We start from the raw sequence: 19298 nt of genomic DNA on the forward strand, positions 1-19298 counted from the left end.
AGGCTCTCAAAATGTCCTTGCAGCTGAGCTGGACGGACTTTTCATGCGGCAAAGGTCCTCAAAAAACAGAAAAGCCACCGTTCATCAAAAACGGTGACCTTCATTATATTATCTAGCTACAAGCCGCAATGCCATTTGCAGCTGCATGTCATTCTCTTCTTTTTTCATTTCGGCAATAACCGCCTGTTCGAGTGCGGAGGCTGTCTTTTTATCGATGGCTCCGGTTGGTTTCAGATCGTGCTGCTGTTGGAAAGCACGTACAGCCGTTTCCGTAGATTCACTGAAATATCCATCGCTTCGACCTGGCCCATAGCCTAAGCCCTCGAGCATTTCCTGTGCGTTTTTCACTTGCTCATTGTTCATATCTTTCTCAAGAGTTTTATTAATTTGGAGCGGATGTGTATAAAAAATCTTAGGCTGCTTTACCTCCAATGTCGGCTTGATCCCTTCATTATGAATCCAATTTCCATCAGGCGTCAGCCATTTATATAAAGTTAATTTAATATTGCTGCCATCCCCCATCGGTACCGGCTGCTGAACTGTCCCTTTGCCAAATGTATTCTCCCCGATGAGCGCATATCCTTCCGCCTCTTTTAGGGCACCCGCCAGAATTTCAGAAGCTGACGCACTGCCTTTATCAATTAGAACGGCGATCGAGTATTCCTTTTTCTCCTTTAAGCTCGAGTAATATCTTTTCTTTTCACCTTCGCGTTTTTCTATTTGGATATAAGGCTTTCCATCTGTGACGAGCTCTTTCAAAATTTTCTCTACCGATATTAATAGCCCACCAGGATTCCCTCGCACATCGATCACTAAGCCTTCCATGCCTTTTTCCTCTAATGACTTAAGGCTTTCTTCAAACTCCGAAGCTGTATCGTTTGAAAAGGATGTTATTTCGATATAACCGATTTTCTTCCCATTTTGCCTTTTCATTTCTGGAAACACCGTAATTTGAGGGATTTCGTCACGCTTCACCTCAACAATAAGCGACTCCTTTAATCCATTGCGCGCGATTTCCAGCTTCACCTTCGTGCCTTTTTTTCCGCGGATTTTGGAGGTTGCCTGGAAAAGATCCATCCCCTTTAAGCTTTCTCCATCCACCTTCAATATCTGATCACGGGGCTTTAATCCCGCTTTTTCGGCAGGAGATTCTTTAAAAGGGGAAATAATAATAATCTTTCCTTCCTCCATGCCTACTTCTGCACCAATTCCTTGAAAGGAGGATTCAAGAGTCTCATTGAATTGTTTGACCGTTTCCTTGTCCATATAGATGGAATACGGATCTGAAAGGGTCGCAAGCATGCCTTGAATGGCTCCTTCTACTAGCTGCTGCTCTCCAACCTTTTCAACATAGCTATTAAGAATAAGACTATACGCCTGCTCTACTTTTGTTAAATCACCTTTTCCAGTTGCCGATGGGAAATTTCCCTCTTCCATTTCGGAAGATTTATTTTCTAATCGTTCCAGCACGGTACCTTGGCTTAAGACTTTCATGCCCGCATATGTACCGCCCGCCCCTGTCAGAAGTGAACCTGTCATCAATAACGCCATCCATTTTCTATTCATCCCATCTTCCTTTCTATTCGCTACACACTAAGGGTGATTAGTTCCGCTTTTGGGAAGGCGAATGCTTTCGCTTTTTATAAACATTTTTTCAAAAATATTGACGCCTTTTTGAATAATTGGGAGGCCTTAATAATTCAATATATGACCAAAATGGACGGGTTATGAGAGTTTTATGAGAGATAGGGTTTATGAGATCTTATTTTTGCGGACTACATAGAAAACTTAGAACACGATTTCAATACAACGCAAAAAGGAAGAAGCCAGTGGCCCCTTCCTCCGTAAATTCCTATACTTTTAAAAACTTTCTAACAGACATCATACTGCCCCAAATTCCAATCAATGCGCCCATGAGGAGCAGCAAACCGGAAATTTGGTAGACAAATGGGTTAAAAGCGAGAATCTCTATAAAATTCCCTTTAAGCTTCGGTGCAAGGAAATCATATAGATAATAGTACGAGACCGTAACGAGAATGATTGGCATAATGGCCCCAATGATACCGAGCCATAAGCCCTCCAAGAAGAATGGCCATCTGATAAAGGCATTGGTAGCCCCTACTAATCTCATAATCTCAATTTCTCTTCTTCTAGCAACAATGGTGATTTTGATCGTATTCGAGATCAGGAACATGGCCGTAAACAATAATCCCACAATAAGAACGATCCCAACGTTACGGCTGGATTTGATGAATGAGAAGAGCTTTTCAATCTTCCCTTGGCCATAATTAACCTTTGCCGCGTATTCCATTTTTTCAATCTTTTTCGCGACCATCATCGTGTCAGCAGGTTTCTTTGTTTTGACAACAAAGACATCATTTAACGGGTTGTCCTGTTCAAACAGCTTGTAGGCTTCCCCTTCTTCTCCGAAGCTTTCAATCAGATTATCAAGCTCCTTATCTTTCGGAGAATAAACAACGGATTTCACCTCTGAAATTTTTTCAATCTTTTCCCCTAATATCTTCTGATCCTGTTCATTGGCAGCAACATCGACATGGACGCGGATTTCAACTTGCTCCTCTAAATCGGTTGCCACTTTATTCAAATTCATCATAATAACGAAGAAAACACCGACCAAAATAAGCGTTACCGTTACAGCACTGGCAGAGGCAAAAGTCATCCAGCCGTTTCTCGCAAGACTCTTCAAGCTCTCTCTTAGGTGACGGCGTAATGTTCTAGCTTTCATAGCCATAATCACCTCTCTGCTGGTCACGAACGATCTTTCCGCCCTCAATGGCGATTACACGGTGCTTAATCGTATTTACGATTTCCTTATTATGTGTTGCCATCACGACAGTCGTACCCCTTGTGTTAATTTCGTCAAAGATGTTCATAATTTCCCATGATGTGTCAGGGTCAAGATTTCCCGTTGGCTCGTCTGCGATTACAACCTTAGGGGAATTGACGATGGAACGCGCAATTGACACACGCTGCTGCTCCCCCCCAGATAATTCAGTTGGCAGCATACGGGCTTTATGCTTTAAATTCACAAGCTCCAGCGTTTCCATAACCTGTTTCTTAATATATTTAGGCTGTTCCTCTGTCACTTCTAGCGCAAAAGCGACATTCTCATAAACGGATAAAGTTGGCAGCAGTTTAAAGTCCTGGAATACAACTCCAATATTACGGCGAAGGAGAGGGACCTTATTCGCTTTTAACTTCCCAAGGTTTACGCCATTTATTGTAATCGTTCCGCTCGTAGGCTTCTCTTCTCTATACATCATTTTGATAAAAGTTGATTTCCCCGCACCGCTTGGACCTACGACATACACAAACTCTCCCGGCTTAATATGTACATCAATCCCATTTGCAGCAACTACACCATTTGGGTACTTTTTATATACATCTTGCATTTCTATCATTTACATCACCTAATATTTCTTAAAGTTTCGATTGAGTGGCCGCTCACTTTATTAGGGCCTCAGTCAAACAATATTCGTTAAAATTCGACAGCAAAAAAACGTAAACAAGACACCTCAGCTATTTATACTTTTCCATTATAACATCATAGGTTGTCTAATTACCTTGAAAAATTATTACATTTTCTTTTCACGGTGAAATAAGTGGATTTAGAGGGAAATAAAAAATCGCAAGCACCTTCGGACAATCAAAGTACAATTGTTCCTGCAATGAATATTCGCAGAAGCTTTCCTTGTGTTCACCCCCGACAAGCACAAAATGAGCCTCATGGAAAGACTCCTTTTGACTTTTGTGATAAATGAATAGGTCTTGCTTTGCCCTTTGGAGATTATTTTTGATTTTTGGAGTAATTGAACAGGCTGGGCTTTGCCCAAAGGAAGAAACCAAGACACCCAAGAGATTTAGGCGAAGGATAGACACTCGAAGATTATGAATTTGAATTTATTTAAAGCACATATTAATGTGCTTTTTTACATTAGGACAATAATGCGCAACAACACGAACGCCAAATGAAAAGTAAGTATTATGTCTAATATTGTCGATAAGCCTTCAATTTTCTTACTTGAATCCGATACTAGAAGCAAAAGGAAAAGGTAAGGGAATGATGATATGCAAATTCAAGAACTAATATCTAAAATTAATATCAGTGTGGAAGAACTGGATTTAGTTACTGCAAGAAAGTATATTGAAGAGAATATCGACTCATTAAATGGAAATAAAAACCTTTTAAAAAGTAATGCAAGGACTTTACTAGATTTTTTCACAAACAGTTCAATTACAAAGTCTCTTAGCAGACAGGACATGGCAACAATACATTCAATTAATACTTATGCAACTAGGTTTGATTTAAGGGGATTAAAATTATTTATAAAGGATAAAGCGGAACTGCTATTAAGAAATGACGTAGTCCAATATTTAAATTCTGATGCCAAGATACTTTTAGAGGGAATGGGCGCTATTGAAAAGAAAGGCCAACAGTGAAATATGGCGATAGTTTAAAATAAAGATAAACAACTTTGCCCTTAAGAGATTATTTTTTTAAACTCTACTTTTCAGAAGTAGCTTACTTTAAACTCAAGAAAAGTAATGCTTTCTTATAAAAAAAACGCTCTGTCTTTAAAAACAGAGCGTTTTTCTCGTTTTATTTACTTTTTAGCAGCTAACCAATCTGCAACTTGTGTTGCTTCATCGCCTTTAAGAAGACCTGCTGGCATTGCACCTTGTCCATTCGCAATGATATTTTCAATATCTTCTTTGGATAGGCTAGCCCCAACATTAGAAAGTTTTGGACCAACAGTACCTTCAAGGTTGGCACCATGGCAGCTTGAGCATTTTTGATCATACAGCTTTTGAGCATCTCCATCTCCAGCTGTTGTTGTTTCACCGCCGTTTGTGGTGCCTGTTGTACCTGTATCCTCTTTTTCAGTAGCATTGTCGCCACCGCCGCCACAAGCAGCAAGAACTAGGGATGTACCCATTAATAATGCAAGAAGCTTCTTTTTCACCATTATATCCCCCTCTGGTAAAATTACATACTACAGCTATATTATACCAATATCTTATACCCTTTTGAAACCCTCCCCAAGGACCTCAGAGGCATCCGAAACCACGACAAACGCAGCAGGATCAATGGTTTTGACCAATTGTTTCAACTTTGTGAATTCTGTCTGATCGACGACACACATTAGAATCGGGCGTTCATTTTCGGTATAACCGCCATATGCTGTTAGTTTTGTCACACCCCTGTCTATTTTATTCAGAATTCCTTCACGAACTTCATTTTCTTTTTCCGTAATAATCAACGTCATCTTTGAATGTTTCATTCCAATTTGAACAATATCAATTGTCTTACTCGTCACATAGAGAGCCAGCAATGCGTAAAGCCCTCTCTCAATATCAAACACAATCGCAGCAGTCAGTACAATTAAGCCGTCAATAATCGCAACACATGTCCCAAGTGTCAGGCCCGTGTATTTATTAATAATCTGTGCAGCCAAATCGGTTCCGCCAGTTGATGCTTTCCCTCTAAAAACGATCCCCAGCCCAAGTCCCACTCCGATCCCGCCGAATAGGGAGGCTAATAACGGGTCATTTGTCCATGGCTCAAACCCCTTTGTCAAAAAAACGACAAACGGCAGAAAAACGGTACCTGCCAGCGTTTTCACCCCAAACTGCTTCCCGAGAAACACAATTCCGGCAATAAAGAGCGGTATATTAAAAGCCCATTGCACATACGCCGGCTCCCAGCCCACAACCGCGGCCAAAATCGTACTAATCCCGCTTACCCCGCCAGATGCCACTTGATTCGGCAGCAGAAACACATTGAACGTAATCGCTATGATTGCAGCACCGATGAGTATGGATAGATATTCCTGCATGGTTTCCCATATTATGTTCTGTGAAAAATCGCGTCTTGCTTTTCTCATAGGAAAACTCCTTTTAAGTAAAAATCAGATATTGCAGCTAATGCCGTCAGTGAGTATAGCATGAGGTTATGTATGTGTAAATGCCATCAGACTGCTGTTTTAACGCGGTAAAATGACCTAGGAATTTTTCCTATATAGTAGGTTGCGGAGTATTGGCTAAAACTATGAATGAGTAAAAGGCTAAAGGCTTTTTCAGCCTGATTCTGTGGTATAATCACGAAAAGGAGGTGAACAAAGATGGAGAAAATTCTTTATGAAATTCTAGATCAGCTGAAAGATCATTCTAAGAGATTTGATAAAATTGATCAAAGATTCGATGCGGTTGATGAAAAGTTTGATGCCGTTGATCAAAAGTTTGTATCGATTGACCAAAGGTTTGAGGCGATGGATCGCAGGTTTGACGCGATGGATCAAAGATTTGATGTTATGGATCAAAGATTTGATGTTATGGATCAAAGATTCAACGCCGTTGACCAGAGACTTGATGCTATGGACCAAAGATTCGATGCCGTTGATGAAAGATTGGATACAATTGATCATAGACTTTATAAGCTTGAGGAGACGGTTCAGAATAATGCTACAGAGTTTAGAAGCCATTTCAAGCATATCCATTCAAAATTAGATCAACATGATGAACACTTTCGAATTATTTCTGAAAATTTAAAGGTCACTTCTGTTGATACAAAACTTCACACAAAGAAAAACAGTACGCACTAAAGAAATCGAAGGAAGAGAATCCACTTCAAGTAATTGCCTCCCAATCATCAAAGGCAAACGCCAAAATTCCCAATAAAACAAAAAAGCCTTTGCTGATAGTAAGATCGAGCAAAGGCTTTTATCTATTAACTTAATTTTGACCTGAGGAAAGCATCAATAAATGAATCCAGTTCTCCGTCCATGACGGCCTGCACATTCCCAGATTCTGTGTTTGTCCGATGATCCTTTACCATTGAGTATGGATGAAATACGTAAGAACGAATTTGGCTTCCCCAGCCGATTTCTTTTTGCTCCCCGCGAATATCGGCCATTTGCTGTTCCTGCTCTTCGATTTTCTTCTGATAGAGCTTGGCTTTAAGCATCTTCATGGCATGTTCACGGTTTTTAATTTGGGAACGCTCCGTTTGACACGTCACAACCACTCCTGTTGGAATATGCGTGATCCTTACTGCAGAGTCCGTTGTATTAACGTGCTGCCCGCCGGCACCACTTGAACGGTAAGTGTCAATCTTTAAATCCTCTGTCCGAATGTCGATATCAATCTCATCATTAAATTCCGGCATAACTTCACATGAAACAAAGGAGGTATGACGACGGCCTGAGGAATCAAATGGAGAAATTCGGACTAAACGGTGCACCCCTTTTTCCGCCTTTAAATAGCCGTATGCATTGTGGCCTTTAATACTCAAGGTTACACTTTTGATCCCAGCCTCGTCTCCCGGAAGGTAGTCGAGTGTCTCAACTTTAAAGCCTTTCTTTTCAGCCCATCTCGTATACATGCGCAGCAACATGGAGCCCCAATCCTGTGATTCCGTTCCGCCCGCACCTGGATGCAGCTCAAGAATGACATTATTTTTATCATATGGCTCGCTAAGAAGAAGCTGCAGCTCAAACTCGTTGAAGCGTTTGGACATTTCCTTTAACTCTGCCTCAAGCTCTTGCCGAAGCTCCTGGTCATCCTCTTCCTTAACAAGCTCATAGGTTAACTCCAAATTATCATACGTTTCGTTCAAATCATACAACTCATGCACTTGATCCTTCAATCCATTAAGCTCTCCAATTACTACTTGTGCTTGCTGCTGATCATCCCAGAAACCAGGCTGAAGCATCGTATCATCAAGCTCCGCAATTCGTGCCTCTTTGTTTTCTAAGTCAAAGAGACCCCCTAAAGTCCGCCAATCGCTTAGCTGCTTTTTCTAACTCATGTCGAATATCTGCTAATTCCAATTTCGTCACCTCATATAATGAATTGTTATTTTTACTCAGGAATATTATCAAACATATGGCTAAATCAACAACAATCACTAATTTAGCCTTATTTAAAAAAACATGATATTTATTATACTGTTTCCTATTAAAAATTTCACATCTAATTTATAGAAATTTGCCCTTTTAGGCTAAAAAAACCGCAAGAAGGCCGGCAAAGGTGTTCTGAACGGCTCGCCGGCCCTTATTAGTTCTTCTGTGAGCAGTTATCCATTAACCCCACAGCAGTTTTTATATTTTTTGCCGCTTCCGCAAATACATGGGTCATTTCGGCCCACGCTGATTTGCTTGACCACTGGCTTTTTCTTCACCTTTTCGCCATCTTCTTTAGGGTTTACAGCCTGACCCTTTGCTACCTCTTGACGCTCAAGGTTATTGCGAATTTCAGCCTTCATGATATATTTCGCTACATCCTCTTCAATCGCCGCGATCATGTGCTCAAACATCGCGAAGCCTTCATGCTGGTATTCTCTTAATGGATCAATTTGACCATACGCACGAAGGTGAATTCCTTGGCGAAGCTGATCCATCGCATCAATATGATCAATCCATTTCGAATCTACTGCACGGAGAACGATAACCTTTTCAAATTCACGCATTTGTTCTGGCTGAAGAATGTCTTCTTTTTCATCGTAGCGTTCTTTTACTTTTGCAAAAATCGCATCAACGATTTCATCAGATTCCTTGCCGCGAAGGTCATTAACCGTGATATCTCCTTCATGCAGAAGATTTCCATTCACATAATCGACCAGACCTTGGTAGTTCCACTCTTCATCATCGCCAGTATTAGGAGCAAATGCTTCCACATTACGCTCTAGGGAAGTCATAATCATTTTCTCAACGATTTCACGAAGATTTTCTGATTCCAACACTTCATTACGCTGTGTATAAAGAATTTCACGCTGCTGGCGAAGGACATCATCATAGGATAAAAGCTGTTTACGAGCATCAAAGTTATTTCCTTCCACTCGCTTCTGCGCAGATTCAACCGCTTTAGAAACCATTTTACTTTGAATCGGCTGAGAATCGTCCATACCAAGACGCTCCATCATCGACTTCATATTGTCAGAACCGAAGCGGCGCATTAGCTCGTCTTCCATTGAAAGGTAAAATTGCGTAACCCCAGGGTCTCCCTGACGGCCAGAACGTCCGCGGAGCTGGTTATCAATCCGGCGGCTTTCATGGCGTTCCGTTCCGATAACAGCTAATCCGCCCAATTCCTTAACGCCTTCACCCAGCTTGATATCCGTACCACGTCCTGCCATGTTTGTCGCAATCGTAACAGAACCCTGTTCACCCGCATTGGCAATAATTTCAGCCTCACGTCCATGGTTTTTCGCATTTAGAACATTGTGGCGAATGCCCTTTTTCGTTAAATATTTCGAAATCACTTCGGATGTTTCAATCGCAACTGTACCGACAAGAACAGGCTGTCCTTTTTTGTAGCGCTCCGCAATATCCTCCACAACCGCACGGAATTTTCCATCGATCGATGAATAAATAAGATCGGCACGATCATCACGGGCAATCGAACGGTTCGTTGGAATCACGACAACATTCATATTGTAAATATTGCGGAATTCCTCTTCCTCTGTCTTCGCTGTACCCGTCATCCCCGCAAGCTTCTCATACATACGGAAGTAGTTTTGGAATGTAATCGTGGCTAGCGTCATGCTTTCATTTTGAATTTCCAGACCTTCTTTTGCCTCGATGGCCTGATGAAGCCCGTCACTATAGCGGCGCCCCTTCATTAAACGACCGGTAAATTGGTCAACAATGACAATTTCACCTTCTTGAACGACATAATCCACATCAAGATGCATGCTCGAATGAGCCTTTAATGCCTGCGTAATATGATGATTTAAGGTTACATGGCTAATGTCAAACAGGTTCTCAATGCCAAAAGCACGCTCAGCCTTCGTCATCCCTTCTTCTGTCAGCTGAACTCCTTTTGTTTTTTCATCAAATGTATAATCCTCGTCTTTTTTCAGCGTACGTACGAAAGCGTTCGCCTGAATATAGAGGGCCGCTGACTTTTGCGCAGTACCAGAAATAATTAAAGGCGTACGGGCTTCATCGATTAAAATCGAGTCAACCTCGTCAATGACCGCATAATAAAGCGGGCGCTGAACCTTTTGCTCTTTGTAAAGAACCATGTTGTCACGAAGATAATCGAAGCCGAGCTCGTTATTTGTGCCATACGTAATATCCGCAGAGTACGCAGCCTGCTTCTCTTCCTTTGTCAGGCCATTTAAATTCAACCCGACAGTGAGCCCAAGAAATTCATACAGCTGGCCCATTTCGTTCGCATCACGGCTCGCCAAATATTCGTTCACCGTTACAACATGAACCCCTTTGCCTGATAGAGCATTTAAATACACGGGCATCGTAGCGGTTAAGGTTTTCCCTTCCCCTGTCTTCATCTCGGAAATATTTCCATCATGCAGGGACGCTCCCCCCATGATTTGAACAGGGTACGGATATAGACCAAGAACACGGCGCGAGCCTTCTCTCACAACCGCAAAAGCTTCTACTAGCAAATCATCCAATGACTCGCCTTTTTGGTAGCGCGCTTTAAATTCTTCCGTTTTCCCGCGGAGCTCATCATCTGAAAGCTTTTCCATATCTGCCGCATAAGTTTCTACTTGATCAGCTATTTTGGTTAGGCGTTTTAATTCGCGTTTATTTTGATCGAATACTTTATTTAAAATTCCAAGCATTTAAAACGCTCCTTTATATTGGATATGGGAGGAAATGTGAAAGCCTTATTTTACAATCTGCTTAAATCTCAGCTTAGCTTAAAAAAGATTCGCTGCTAACCGGCTGAATCCTCCCATGAAATCGCATATTTACACCTATTAATATTAACACTTTCACTAGGGAGTGACAACTTATGGGGGTTAGGAGGGGTAAGAAGGGAATTTAGGCGGAAAACTGTTTATAGTTTGTTCTTACCATATTTTTAGATGGCTTCGAAGTTTATTGTCTGTATTTTATTATACGAATTGGAATTCTTTTGTTAAATGAACTGAAATTTGTATATATTTTTATTGGTAAAATTGCTAAGTTCTGATATATCCGCTACTTTCAGTGATATATCCGCGAGATTTTCAATATATCCGCCACTTCTATCGATATATCCGCGAAATTTCAAATATATCCGCCACTTCTAATCCGGACAGAAAAAAATAGCGGCATGACCGCCTGCTATTTTTTTTGCTTCTTCATATACGTCAAAACATCCAAATCAATTTTCCCCTGTGCCTGCTCTCGGGCTTCGAAATTTTCGGTATGAATGTAGGTAGTCAACGCTTTAAAAAGCTGTTCATTATCATGCTGGGCATCCAAATATTGGAGGCGAACCAATTCTTGTACAACAGACCCCTTCACTTCTCCCTCAACCTCAACAATATTTTCCGCCTTAGCTGGAGCGAAATAAAGCTGCTGCAGCTGGTAAATGCGAATGAGCTCCTTAATCGGTCCCGAATGGTCATCAACCCGAAGATCAACATAACGATCATTAAATCCGCCATAGCCGCCTCTATCTTTTACAACAAGGAGTGCCGCAGATTGCTGGCCCCGGCTATCCCCGCCTGCTGATTGCCCCGCATCAAGTGCCGCTAGCAATCGTTCTGCCAATGTTCCTTCCACGTTCTGAAAGGTTTCCGCCATCGCATGTACCGTTTTTTCGTCTACCAAAATATTTCCCTGCGCCGCAAAATGAGGGCCTGTGATTCCCCCAGCCCAGTCATAACAGCCTTTTCCCGTAAAGGTAACCGCGTTACCGAACGCATCAATGATTCCAACCTGGCGCAACCCTTTTTGCGGATCCTCCTCCGTTATGATATCCATTACCTCTTGTGCTGTTTTCCCTTGAGCAAATAATTCAAGTGCCTTCGGGCCATAAGAAGTATTCGCATAGGATTGGGTGGCTACCGCACCAACCCCGGCTTTGGCAAACGGCACAACAGCCCCCACACCAAGAAACTTAGACTGAACCGCAATTCCCCACTCTTTCTCTTTCGGATCATAACCAACAATTGAAAATGTCATGGGAACTCCTCCTCTTTTTAAAAATAGGCTTTGTTAATGAATTTTGTTGGCAATCAAACCGCCTTACCTGATCTCTCTTGTTGTCGTCCCGAATAAAACCCGATCGCATGTATGCATAAATCTGTAATATAGCCTAAAAATTATCCGGTTTACCAAACCGCAATCGCCCCGTCCGTTCGGGACTCAGTTCCTCCCATAAGCACACCCGTCTCCAAATCACGCCAAATAATTTGACCGCGCCCAAATCCGCCGGAATCCACTGTCATTTCTATTTGATGCCCTTTTCTCATCAAGGCTTGTGCAAGCGAAACCGGAAAATGCGGCTCAACCAGCACCTTTTTATCCGACACCCATTGCCACCTTGGTGCATCAAGGGCAGCCTGCGGATTAAGATGAAAATCAACCGTGTTCATGACCACCTGCATATGCCCCTGAGGCTGCATAAAGCCACCCATGACGCCAAAAGGGCCAATAGCTTGATTCCCTTTTGTTAGAAACCCGGGAATAATCGTATGAAATGTCTTTTTCCCAGGCTTTAAGGCATTATGGTGACTCGGATCGAGCGAGAAATCATATCCCCGATTTTGCAGAGCAATGCCTGTCCCCGGAACGACCAAACCAGACCCAAAACCCATATAGTTGCTCTGAATAAACGAAACCATATTGCCCTCATCATCGGCAGTAGCTAGGTAAACCGTCCCCCCGCTCGCTGGCTGATAGGTCCCCGGCATGATCGCCTGCTCGCCGATTTCTGCTCTCCTCCGCGCCCCGTACTCTGCTGAAAGCAGCTCACTTAGTTGGATCCTCATTTCTTTTGGATCAGTAATATAGGCTTTTCCATCTGTAAAAGCAAGCTTCATCGCTTCAATTTGTTTATGTATCGTATCCACTGAATCTCGGTGACTAAATGAGTAGCCACTTACAATATTTAAACCTAATAGCGCAATCAATCCCTGAGTGCTAGGCGGGATTTCCCACACATCATATCCCCGGTAATTTACTTTTATGGGTGTAACCCAATCTGCTTTATACTTGGCTAAATCCTCTTTAGAAAGAAAAGCATTGTATTCTTTCGCAAAGGCAACAATTTTATCAGCTAATTCCCCTCTGTAAAAACTTTCTCCATATGTGTCGCCAATTGAACGTAATGTTGTTGCATGATTTTCAGAGCGCCACAGCTCTCCGATTTTTGGTGCTCTTCCACTAGGTGCAAAGGTTTCGAACCAATGCTGAAATTCCTCACCCATCAACACCTGCTTAAATCTCCGATAGGCATAACCCCAATATTTTCCTAATACTGGGGTCAAAGGATAACCGCTTGCCGCATAGTCAATCGCTGGCTGCAGAACCTCCCGGAAAGTCAGCCCGCCAAATCTTCTCGATAATTCAGCCCATCCAGAAGGAGCACCCGGCACGGTAACCGGCATCCACCCGTGGGCAGGGATTTTTTCATATCCTCTTGCTTTTATGGCTTCAATCGAGATGCTTAGGGGTGCCGGACCACTGGCATCCAACCCATACAGGCTTCCATTTGTCCAAACAAGTGCAAAAGCATCTCCCCCAATGCCATTCGAAGTTGGCTCCAAAACCGTTAAAGCCGCTGCTGTGGCAACGGCGGCATCAATGGCATTTCCACCTTTTTTGAGCATATCGAGACCCGCCTGAGCAGCAAGCGGCTGAGAAGTCGCCACCATGCCTCGCTTCGCCATCACCGTCATTCTTTGTGAAGGATAGGGATGATATAAAAAATCAACATTCATCGGCAACACCCTTTTAGTCATATTATTCTAATTATATCAAATTATTAAAATATATGATTTTTTACAAAAGGTTTTTTAATAGAGTTTTTAAAAAAGGCACAAAAAACCCCGCCACAGGGCGGGGTTCTCATTCTTATTATTATTGCGCTTCAATCAAACCGTAACGGCCGTCTTTACGCTTATATACAACATTGGTTAGACTTGTCTCAGCATTTGTAAACACATAGAAACTGTGACCAAGCATATTCATTTGAAGGATCGCTTCCTCGCTATCCATTGGTTTCAAATCGAAGCTCTTTTGGCGAACCACTTCCAGATCTTGCTCCTCATCTACTGGCGTTCTTTCAGAATCGTCCAGCGTCACGAACATAGCTGGTGCATGGCCCTTTTCACGGAACTTGCGGTTAACCTTTGTCTTATGCTTACGAATTTGACGCTCAAGCTTATCAGTGATTAAATCAATCGCTGCATACATATCATCATGAACTTCCTCCGCACGAAGCACTAAATTCGGCATCGGAATCGTAACTTCCACTTTAGACTTTTTATCTTGATACGTTTTCAAATTCACATGTACAGTTGATTCAGGAGTTTCAGTAAAATACCTTTCTAACTTTGCAATTTTCTTCTCGACATACTCTCGAATTGCTGGAGTTACCTCAATGTTTTCACCACGAATGTTAAAATTCATAAGTGAGCCCCTCCTTTTCATTTACAAATGCTTACGCTTCTTAGGGTCGCCATTTTAGTGAAATAGCCCCTTTCAAAAAGCGCTAGGTCTTATTAATAAGACTATATGTTTACATTTCTATTTTACCCCATAAAACTCCTGCTAGTACAGGAAAAAAGATTATTGAAATTGTCGTTTGTGTGAAGGATTGGGGTGATTATTAAAAACCAGCTTCTCTTTGACGTTAATGTCAATTGATTTGAGAATTAATTATTAAAACATAATTATTCCTGCAAGCTGAGCCACTCACTTTTGTAATAATTGATTTTATGATTCATTCTCTGAATTCCTTGTGAAATACAATTTTTCATTTGGTGACCGGCACCACTACCAGAGTGTACCGATTCAATCGTATTTATTCGCAATCTGCTTAACACCTTTTAACAATTCTTCACAATCATATTCATTCAAACAATCTTCCCAGTAGCCAAATTTCAGTATGGCATCAATGTTCATCGCTGGATTGACAATCTGACTATGCAAGTCCAGAATTTGCCCGCGTCCACTTCCTAATTGAAGAAGCAATGTTTTTTCATCTTGCTGAGCAACTACTTTTCTCGATATTCGAACATTCCAATCAAGATTTGAAGTTTCTAATAGAAAATCCTCCACTTGATCTAATTGTTCACAAAACCACCTTTGCATCCATTTTTCAGGATTGCTTTGATTAATGACATCTTCTAGTGGGATCGAATTCCGTGCTCTGAGTCCGGAATCCGTTTCAATGACGCGGTCAAATGCGGCTTCTCTCTCAACAATATGCTTTTGAAACTCTTCATATTTACTATTATTCCTATTACCCCAAAGCTGTACAAATAAAGCAGGCCCACCATTCTCCTCAAACGTAAATCCTGCCATTATCTCACTATTTCCCGTGCCAAAGGCTTTTTTACGATAAAGGATAAATCGATTAAAATCGGCAATTTCCTTTACTCCCTGATTTCCAGGTTTTACAGTGGCATCACCAAAGCGCTTGTGAAACTCAAGACTAACCGGCTCCATCAATTCACCAAGCTTTTGAAGCGTTTGTTGCATATGTGTCATTACTAGCAAATCTGTATGATTTAATTGTCCATCCTTCACTAATTTCGTCCTTTCTAAAAATAGTAAAAATGCATGAACTAGGGAATCCTCATTATAAGACAAGAGATATTGATATATATCCTTCCATCTCAAAGTCTTGAAATCTATGTAAAATTGTTGGTTAACATCTTCTATATTTTTCGTACAATAACGCAAGTATATTTCGGAGTATTTACCTTGATCCTTCAATTGACTAAGTACCTTTTCATACCGTTTTAATTGACCAGTATGCTCGGTGGTATCTACCTTATTTTCTAAAAAACAAATACGGCTTTCAGAATAAAACACCATATCCACACGGCAGTTGATCTCATCAGCAAGGGGATAAAAATTTTGTGTGACGACCTGGAAATTAACACCCGGAATATGTAAAACATTGTTTACAAATCCATCGATGATAGCTTGATTACTACCCACTACACCTGCAAAAACCTCAGTTGTAAAATCCTCAAGCGGAACGTTAGTATGGATTTCACTTCTTTCATAAAGACTTAAAAGCTGTTCAAAAATCGACTTCATTTCTCTTTCCATCTTTATTCATCCCCTAATTCAGCCCGCTGCGCTCGTAATATCCACATTGCTCCGTACAAACCCATGCCGGGAAAGCATCCAAAATCATATTGCCACTTTTGTCAAACAACACTTCTTCAATGGCATCTTCATATAAAAGAGAATTACATTTAGGGCAAAGCTTTTTGTTTTTCAATTCAACAGCTCCTCAATCCTCTTTTCATAACTTATATTTTTTCCACAAATACATTATATTCAACATAAAATTAGCAATCATATAGTCTAGCATTTTTTATTTGGCTTCATTCGTTAGTAAAAAACTAGCCCATCAAATCAGCTAGGCTAGTTCAGTTCCTTATTTCCAAAATATTAAGTGTAAATATTAATTAACAATCCCTTAATCTCGCCAACCTTATTTAATACGTCTAGTGAACTGGATTCTTTTTCAAGGACAGTATTAGTTAAATCTATAAGCTTTTTATCCACTTCTTTAACCAATCTGTGAGTTCGAGTCGATCCACGCTGGTTAAAGCCAAAATTCTCTTGAAGTTCCAGTCCGTGATCAACGGCATACTTCATAAAATCCTTCACCATTTTTTTATATTGACGAAGGCTTTCAACCGTTCGAAGCTCCGTTAGCTTTTCGCCCTGCTGTTCAATATCCTTTATCTTAGATTGCAGGATTTCTAATGTCTGTTCATTTTGATTCTTATTCATAACGGATTGAAATGAAATAGAATCCTTCGCTATATTTCCTTTAGAGCCTAATCTACTTAGTATTTCATTTTTCCTCACTCTATTTACTTCCATCGTTTCACACCTTTATTAACGGTTATTCTTTTTCCAGTTCTTTCATTAACCCTAATATTTCCGATATAAGTGCATATAATTGCGGAGGAACGGAATCTCCCAAGTCGACTTCTATCAAATGCTTAAGTAAGGTAGAATTCTCTTGGAGAGGAATATTGTTATTTTGAGCTGATTCAATTAATTTTTGTGCAAATTTTTCAGATTGTTTGGCTTGGTCAGCTGGCGAAAGCCTTTGTTCATCTTCATAATACATATGGGCATAAGATTTTCGGATAACTGGCTTTTGAGGATTCATATTTTAAAATCATATCCTCTCTCTGTAGAAGTTTGTTCTTCAGATGCTGCTTTAGCCTCCGTTGGCGTTTGATTGGTTTCCTGTCCATCAAATAGTTTGATTTGGACAGACCCCACTTTGTATCCTATTTCATTTAACCGCTGAAGGGAAGCCTCAGAAAATTGCCCCGCTTTTTCTGCCAGCCCCTCACGATTTGTATTCAAGGTAATAGAAAGATTGCGATTATTGGCATAGACGAGTATGCCAATATTCCCGAGTTTTTGCGTCTCCAGCACAAAATATAAACTGCAGTTTTCCCAATCAATCCCTTTACCCTTTTTCTGGGAATTCACGAAAACCTTCACATTTTCTATCTTATTATGAAGGAGCAGAGGCAGATGCATGAATAAATTTTGCACACCCGTTGAATCCGGCTTATTTAACAATTGCTGGCCCGTTAAGTTGTTTAAGGCCTGTTCTAATGGCTGAACCGTTCTCGGCTGCCCATCTTCAGCTTGAATCAGCTTCATTAAAGCCGATTTAAGGTTCGTCTCTGTCTCACCCTTTGAAGTACCGGTAACTAAATGGGCCGCTTGGTTTTCATGGATAAGACCCATACGCTTAACCACTTCAAAAACCTGCCTAGCTGAGTTTTCTTGCCCGGAAATAGGTTTAATAGCTTGCTGAAGCTCCTTCAATACTTGCTTCGTTGGCTCCACTTCTTTCTGCAATAAACTTTGCTCAGAAACAAAATGCATCACCTTGGAAATCGATGGCTTGAAACTGATACTATTCAGCAAAACCTTTACCTCTTTAACGATCTCATTAGCTTCTGAATAACTGCCATTTACTAACAGGTCTCTAGCTTTTGCTAATTGCGAGCTTGATGATAATAACTCCTTCTCCGTTCCCATATCTGTGTAGAGCATATAATTGCCTTTTAAAATGGCATTGTCTAATTTATTGATGGTTGATTCTAGCAGCTGTTTAACTTGTGCTGCCGGAATTGGTTTATTTTCACTGAAAAATTGATTGATATGATCCAAATATTTCACAGCTTCGCGCTTCATTGAGTTGAATTCAATTGCCATTTGCGAGAGCTTTTTGGTGATTTCTGTTACTAAAATGTTTTTGGAATCCAAGGTCAATGGTTTAACAGCGTCATCTGGAATTGGTTGATCTTGGGTTGAACTTTCCGAAAGGTGGGCAGGTTCTTCCGTTCTTTTAGCAGATTCAGCAGCAGTTAGTTCTGGTTTCGCGTTCGTTACATTGGGTGCCGACCTTTCACTCTTTTCATTCTGAGCTTCTGATTCGATTTCTAAAGCCTGTAAAATTTGCTTTTCCAGTTTAGGTGTAATCGAATCCGTTTGATCGGTTCCTGCGTCTGTTGTGCCTTGTAAAAAATCAAATAACACACTCGTGACAGGTTTCCCTTGTAATGCATCTTGAATAGCTGAAAGATGGATAGACGTTATTTCTAACTTCCTTTGTGCCAACGCCTGAATCACAGTAAATTTATCTTTAAAACTGCCAGTTCCTTTTTCAATAAACTGTTGAAGATTTGAAATTTCATCCTTCGTTAATTGGTAGCCCTTTTTAGTTAAATATTGAATAGCATCCCTTAATTCAGGGTGAGCCGCTGGATCTAAGCCCATTTTTAACATTTCATTGATTGAACTTTGATTAATAGGTGCCGAAACCGCCTTAACAATAGCCTGTCCTTTATCATCAAAACCAGCGACACTCACATTTAAACGATCATTAGCAGGGATATTTCCTTCAAACTTCACCGTCAACTCTTGCCCCCTTATGATGACGGTTGCTTGGTTATGATCTAGTCTTTCTTTAATAACAGCCTGCACGACTTCTCCAGCACGAAGAGGAAAAGACCCTTCATTGAGTTGTAGAGGCGTTCCGTTAAACAAATGGTTTACTTGCATAGAAAAATCACTCCGGACAAAATGGTCTATTTCTTTTATCGGTTGAAAGGAGGGAAAATGAAGGAGGGATTTAAATGATGTAACTGTATGCTAATTTATATTCGACTTATTCATACATCAGTAATCCAGAATTAAGAATTGTAATAATTTATTCGTAGATAATTGATATATCTTATAGAAATGGTAATAGAAAATAGGAAAAACCTGCTTTTTGCAAGCAGGTTTTAATAGTTTTTATAAAACTTGAGG

17 protein-coding genes are annotated in these 19298 nt (G+C 40.8%); 2 read left to right on the forward strand and 15 right to left on the reverse strand.

The window, feature by feature from the left end; genetic code table 11:
* Positions 1–108 precede the first annotated feature (108 nt).
* From V7164_RS17045 to ftsE, 3 genes are all read right to left on the reverse strand, one after another.
* Positions 109–1566: a S41 family peptidase gene (locus V7164_RS17045; protein WP_335346004.1), complete on the reverse strand. Its 1458-nt coding sequence runs from the start codon at positions 1564–1566 to the stop codon at positions 109–111.
* A 286-nt stretch (positions 1567–1852) separates the two neighbouring features.
* Positions 1853–2746 carry a permease-like cell division protein FtsX gene (gene ftsX / locus V7164_RS17050; RefSeq protein WP_335346005.1) on the reverse strand — a complete coding sequence of 298 codons (894 nt, stop codon included), beginning with the start codon at positions 2744–2746 and terminating at the stop codon, positions 1853–1855.
* Entirely contained in the window at positions 2736–3422 is a 687-nt protein-coding gene (gene ftsE / locus V7164_RS17055; protein ID WP_335346006.1) for a cell division ATP-binding protein FtsE, read from the reverse strand. The genes ftsX and ftsE overlap by 11 nt, the downstream gene beginning before the upstream one ends.
* A gap of 667 nt (positions 3423–4089) precedes the next feature.
* Here ftsE and V7164_RS17060 point away from each other — a divergent pair.
* The gene (locus V7164_RS17060; RefSeq protein WP_335346007.1) at positions 4090–4461 is read left to right on the forward strand and encodes a hypothetical protein; all 372 of its coding nucleotides are present in this window, start codon (positions 4090–4092) and stop codon (positions 4459–4461) included.
* Between the two features lie 164 nt (positions 4462–4625).
* Here V7164_RS17060 and cccB read toward each other — a convergent pair whose 3' ends face one another.
* Both cccB and V7164_RS17070 read right to left on the reverse strand, forming a co-directional pair.
* Positions 4626–4985 carry a cytochrome c551 gene (cccB, locus tag V7164_RS17065; RefSeq protein ID WP_335346013.1) on the reverse strand — a complete coding sequence of 120 codons (360 nt, stop codon included), beginning with the start codon at positions 4983–4985 and terminating at the stop codon, positions 4626–4628.
* 54 nt (positions 4986–5039) lie between these two features.
* Positions 5040–5906 carry a YitT family protein gene (locus tag V7164_RS17070; protein ID WP_335346008.1) on the reverse strand — a complete coding sequence of 289 codons (867 nt, stop codon included), beginning with the start codon at positions 5904–5906 and terminating at the stop codon, positions 5040–5042.
* A 237-nt stretch (positions 5907–6143) separates the two neighbouring features.
* Here V7164_RS17070 and V7164_RS17075 point away from each other — a divergent pair, with 237 nt between their 5' ends.
* Positions 6144–6623, forward strand: a complete 480-nt coding sequence (locus tag V7164_RS17075) for a hypothetical protein (RefSeq protein ID WP_335346009.1) — start codon at positions 6144–6146, stop codon at positions 6621–6623.
* A 125-nt stretch (positions 6624–6748) separates the two neighbouring features.
* Here V7164_RS17075 and prfB read toward each other — a convergent pair.
* From prfB to V7164_RS17125, 10 genes are all read right to left on the reverse strand, one after another.
* Positions 6749–7850, reverse strand: a protein-coding gene (gene prfB, locus V7164_RS17080) for a peptide chain release factor 2 (RefSeq protein ID WP_335346010.1) whose coding sequence is annotated in 2 segments (ribosomal slippage) — positions 6749–7777 and positions 7779–7850 — 1101 coding nt in all. Because the reading frame shifts where the segments join, the coding sequence is not laid out codon by codon here.
* Between the two features lie 245 nt (positions 7851–8095).
* On the reverse strand, positions 8096–10609 hold the full coding sequence (secA, locus tag V7164_RS17085; RefSeq protein ID WP_335346011.1) for a preprotein translocase subunit SecA: 2514 nt from the start codon (positions 10607–10609) through the stop codon (positions 8096–8098).
* Positions 10610–11096: 487 nt separating this feature from the next.
* Positions 11097–11942, reverse strand: a complete 846-nt coding sequence (locus tag V7164_RS17090) for a DUF1028 domain-containing protein (protein WP_335354682.1) — start codon at positions 11940–11942, stop codon at positions 11097–11099.
* Between the two features lie 149 nt (positions 11943–12091).
* A complete protein-coding gene (locus V7164_RS17095; RefSeq protein WP_335346653.1) occupies positions 12092–13702 on the reverse strand; it encodes a gamma-glutamyltransferase family protein in 1611 nt (536 codons plus the stop codon).
* 139 nt (positions 13703–13841) lie between these two features.
* The gene (gene hpf / locus V7164_RS17100) at positions 13842–14393 is read right to left on the reverse strand and encodes a ribosome hibernation-promoting factor, HPF/YfiA family (protein WP_335346652.1); all 552 of its coding nucleotides are present in this window, start codon (positions 14391–14393) and stop codon (positions 13842–13844) included.
* Between the two features lie 384 nt (positions 14394–14777).
* Positions 14778–16046: a PD-(D/E)XK nuclease family protein gene (locus V7164_RS17105; RefSeq protein WP_335346651.1), complete on the reverse strand. Its 1269-nt coding sequence runs from the start codon at positions 16044–16046 to the stop codon at positions 14778–14780.
* Positions 16047–16059: 13 nt separating this feature from the next.
* Positions 16060–16221, reverse strand: coding sequence for a hypothetical protein (locus V7164_RS17110; RefSeq protein WP_335346650.1), 162 nt, complete (start codon positions 16219–16221; stop codon positions 16060–16062).
* Positions 16222–16394: 173 nt separating this feature from the next.
* Entirely contained in the window at positions 16395–16835 is a 441-nt protein-coding gene (locus V7164_RS17115) for a YaaR family protein (RefSeq protein ID WP_335346649.1), read from the reverse strand.
* A gap of 22 nt (positions 16836–16857) precedes the next feature.
* Positions 16858–17130: an EscU/YscU/HrcU family type III secretion system export apparatus switch protein gene (locus V7164_RS17120; RefSeq protein ID WP_335346648.1), complete on the reverse strand. Its 273-nt coding sequence runs from the start codon at positions 17128–17130 to the stop codon at positions 16858–16860.
* Positions 17127–19049 (reverse strand): hypothetical protein, encoded by a 1923-nt coding sequence (locus V7164_RS17125; RefSeq protein ID WP_335354683.1) that lies wholly within the window; start codon positions 19047–19049, stop codon positions 17127–17129. The genes V7164_RS17120 and V7164_RS17125 overlap by 4 nt, the downstream gene beginning before the upstream one ends.
* Between the last annotated feature and the right edge of the window lie 249 nt (positions 19050–19298).

The sequence above is a fragment of the Bacillus sp. JJ1474 genome (assembly GCF_036965225.1).
In the GTDB taxonomy this organism is placed as follows: Bacteria; Bacillota; Bacilli; order Bacillales; family Cytobacillaceae; genus Cytobacillus.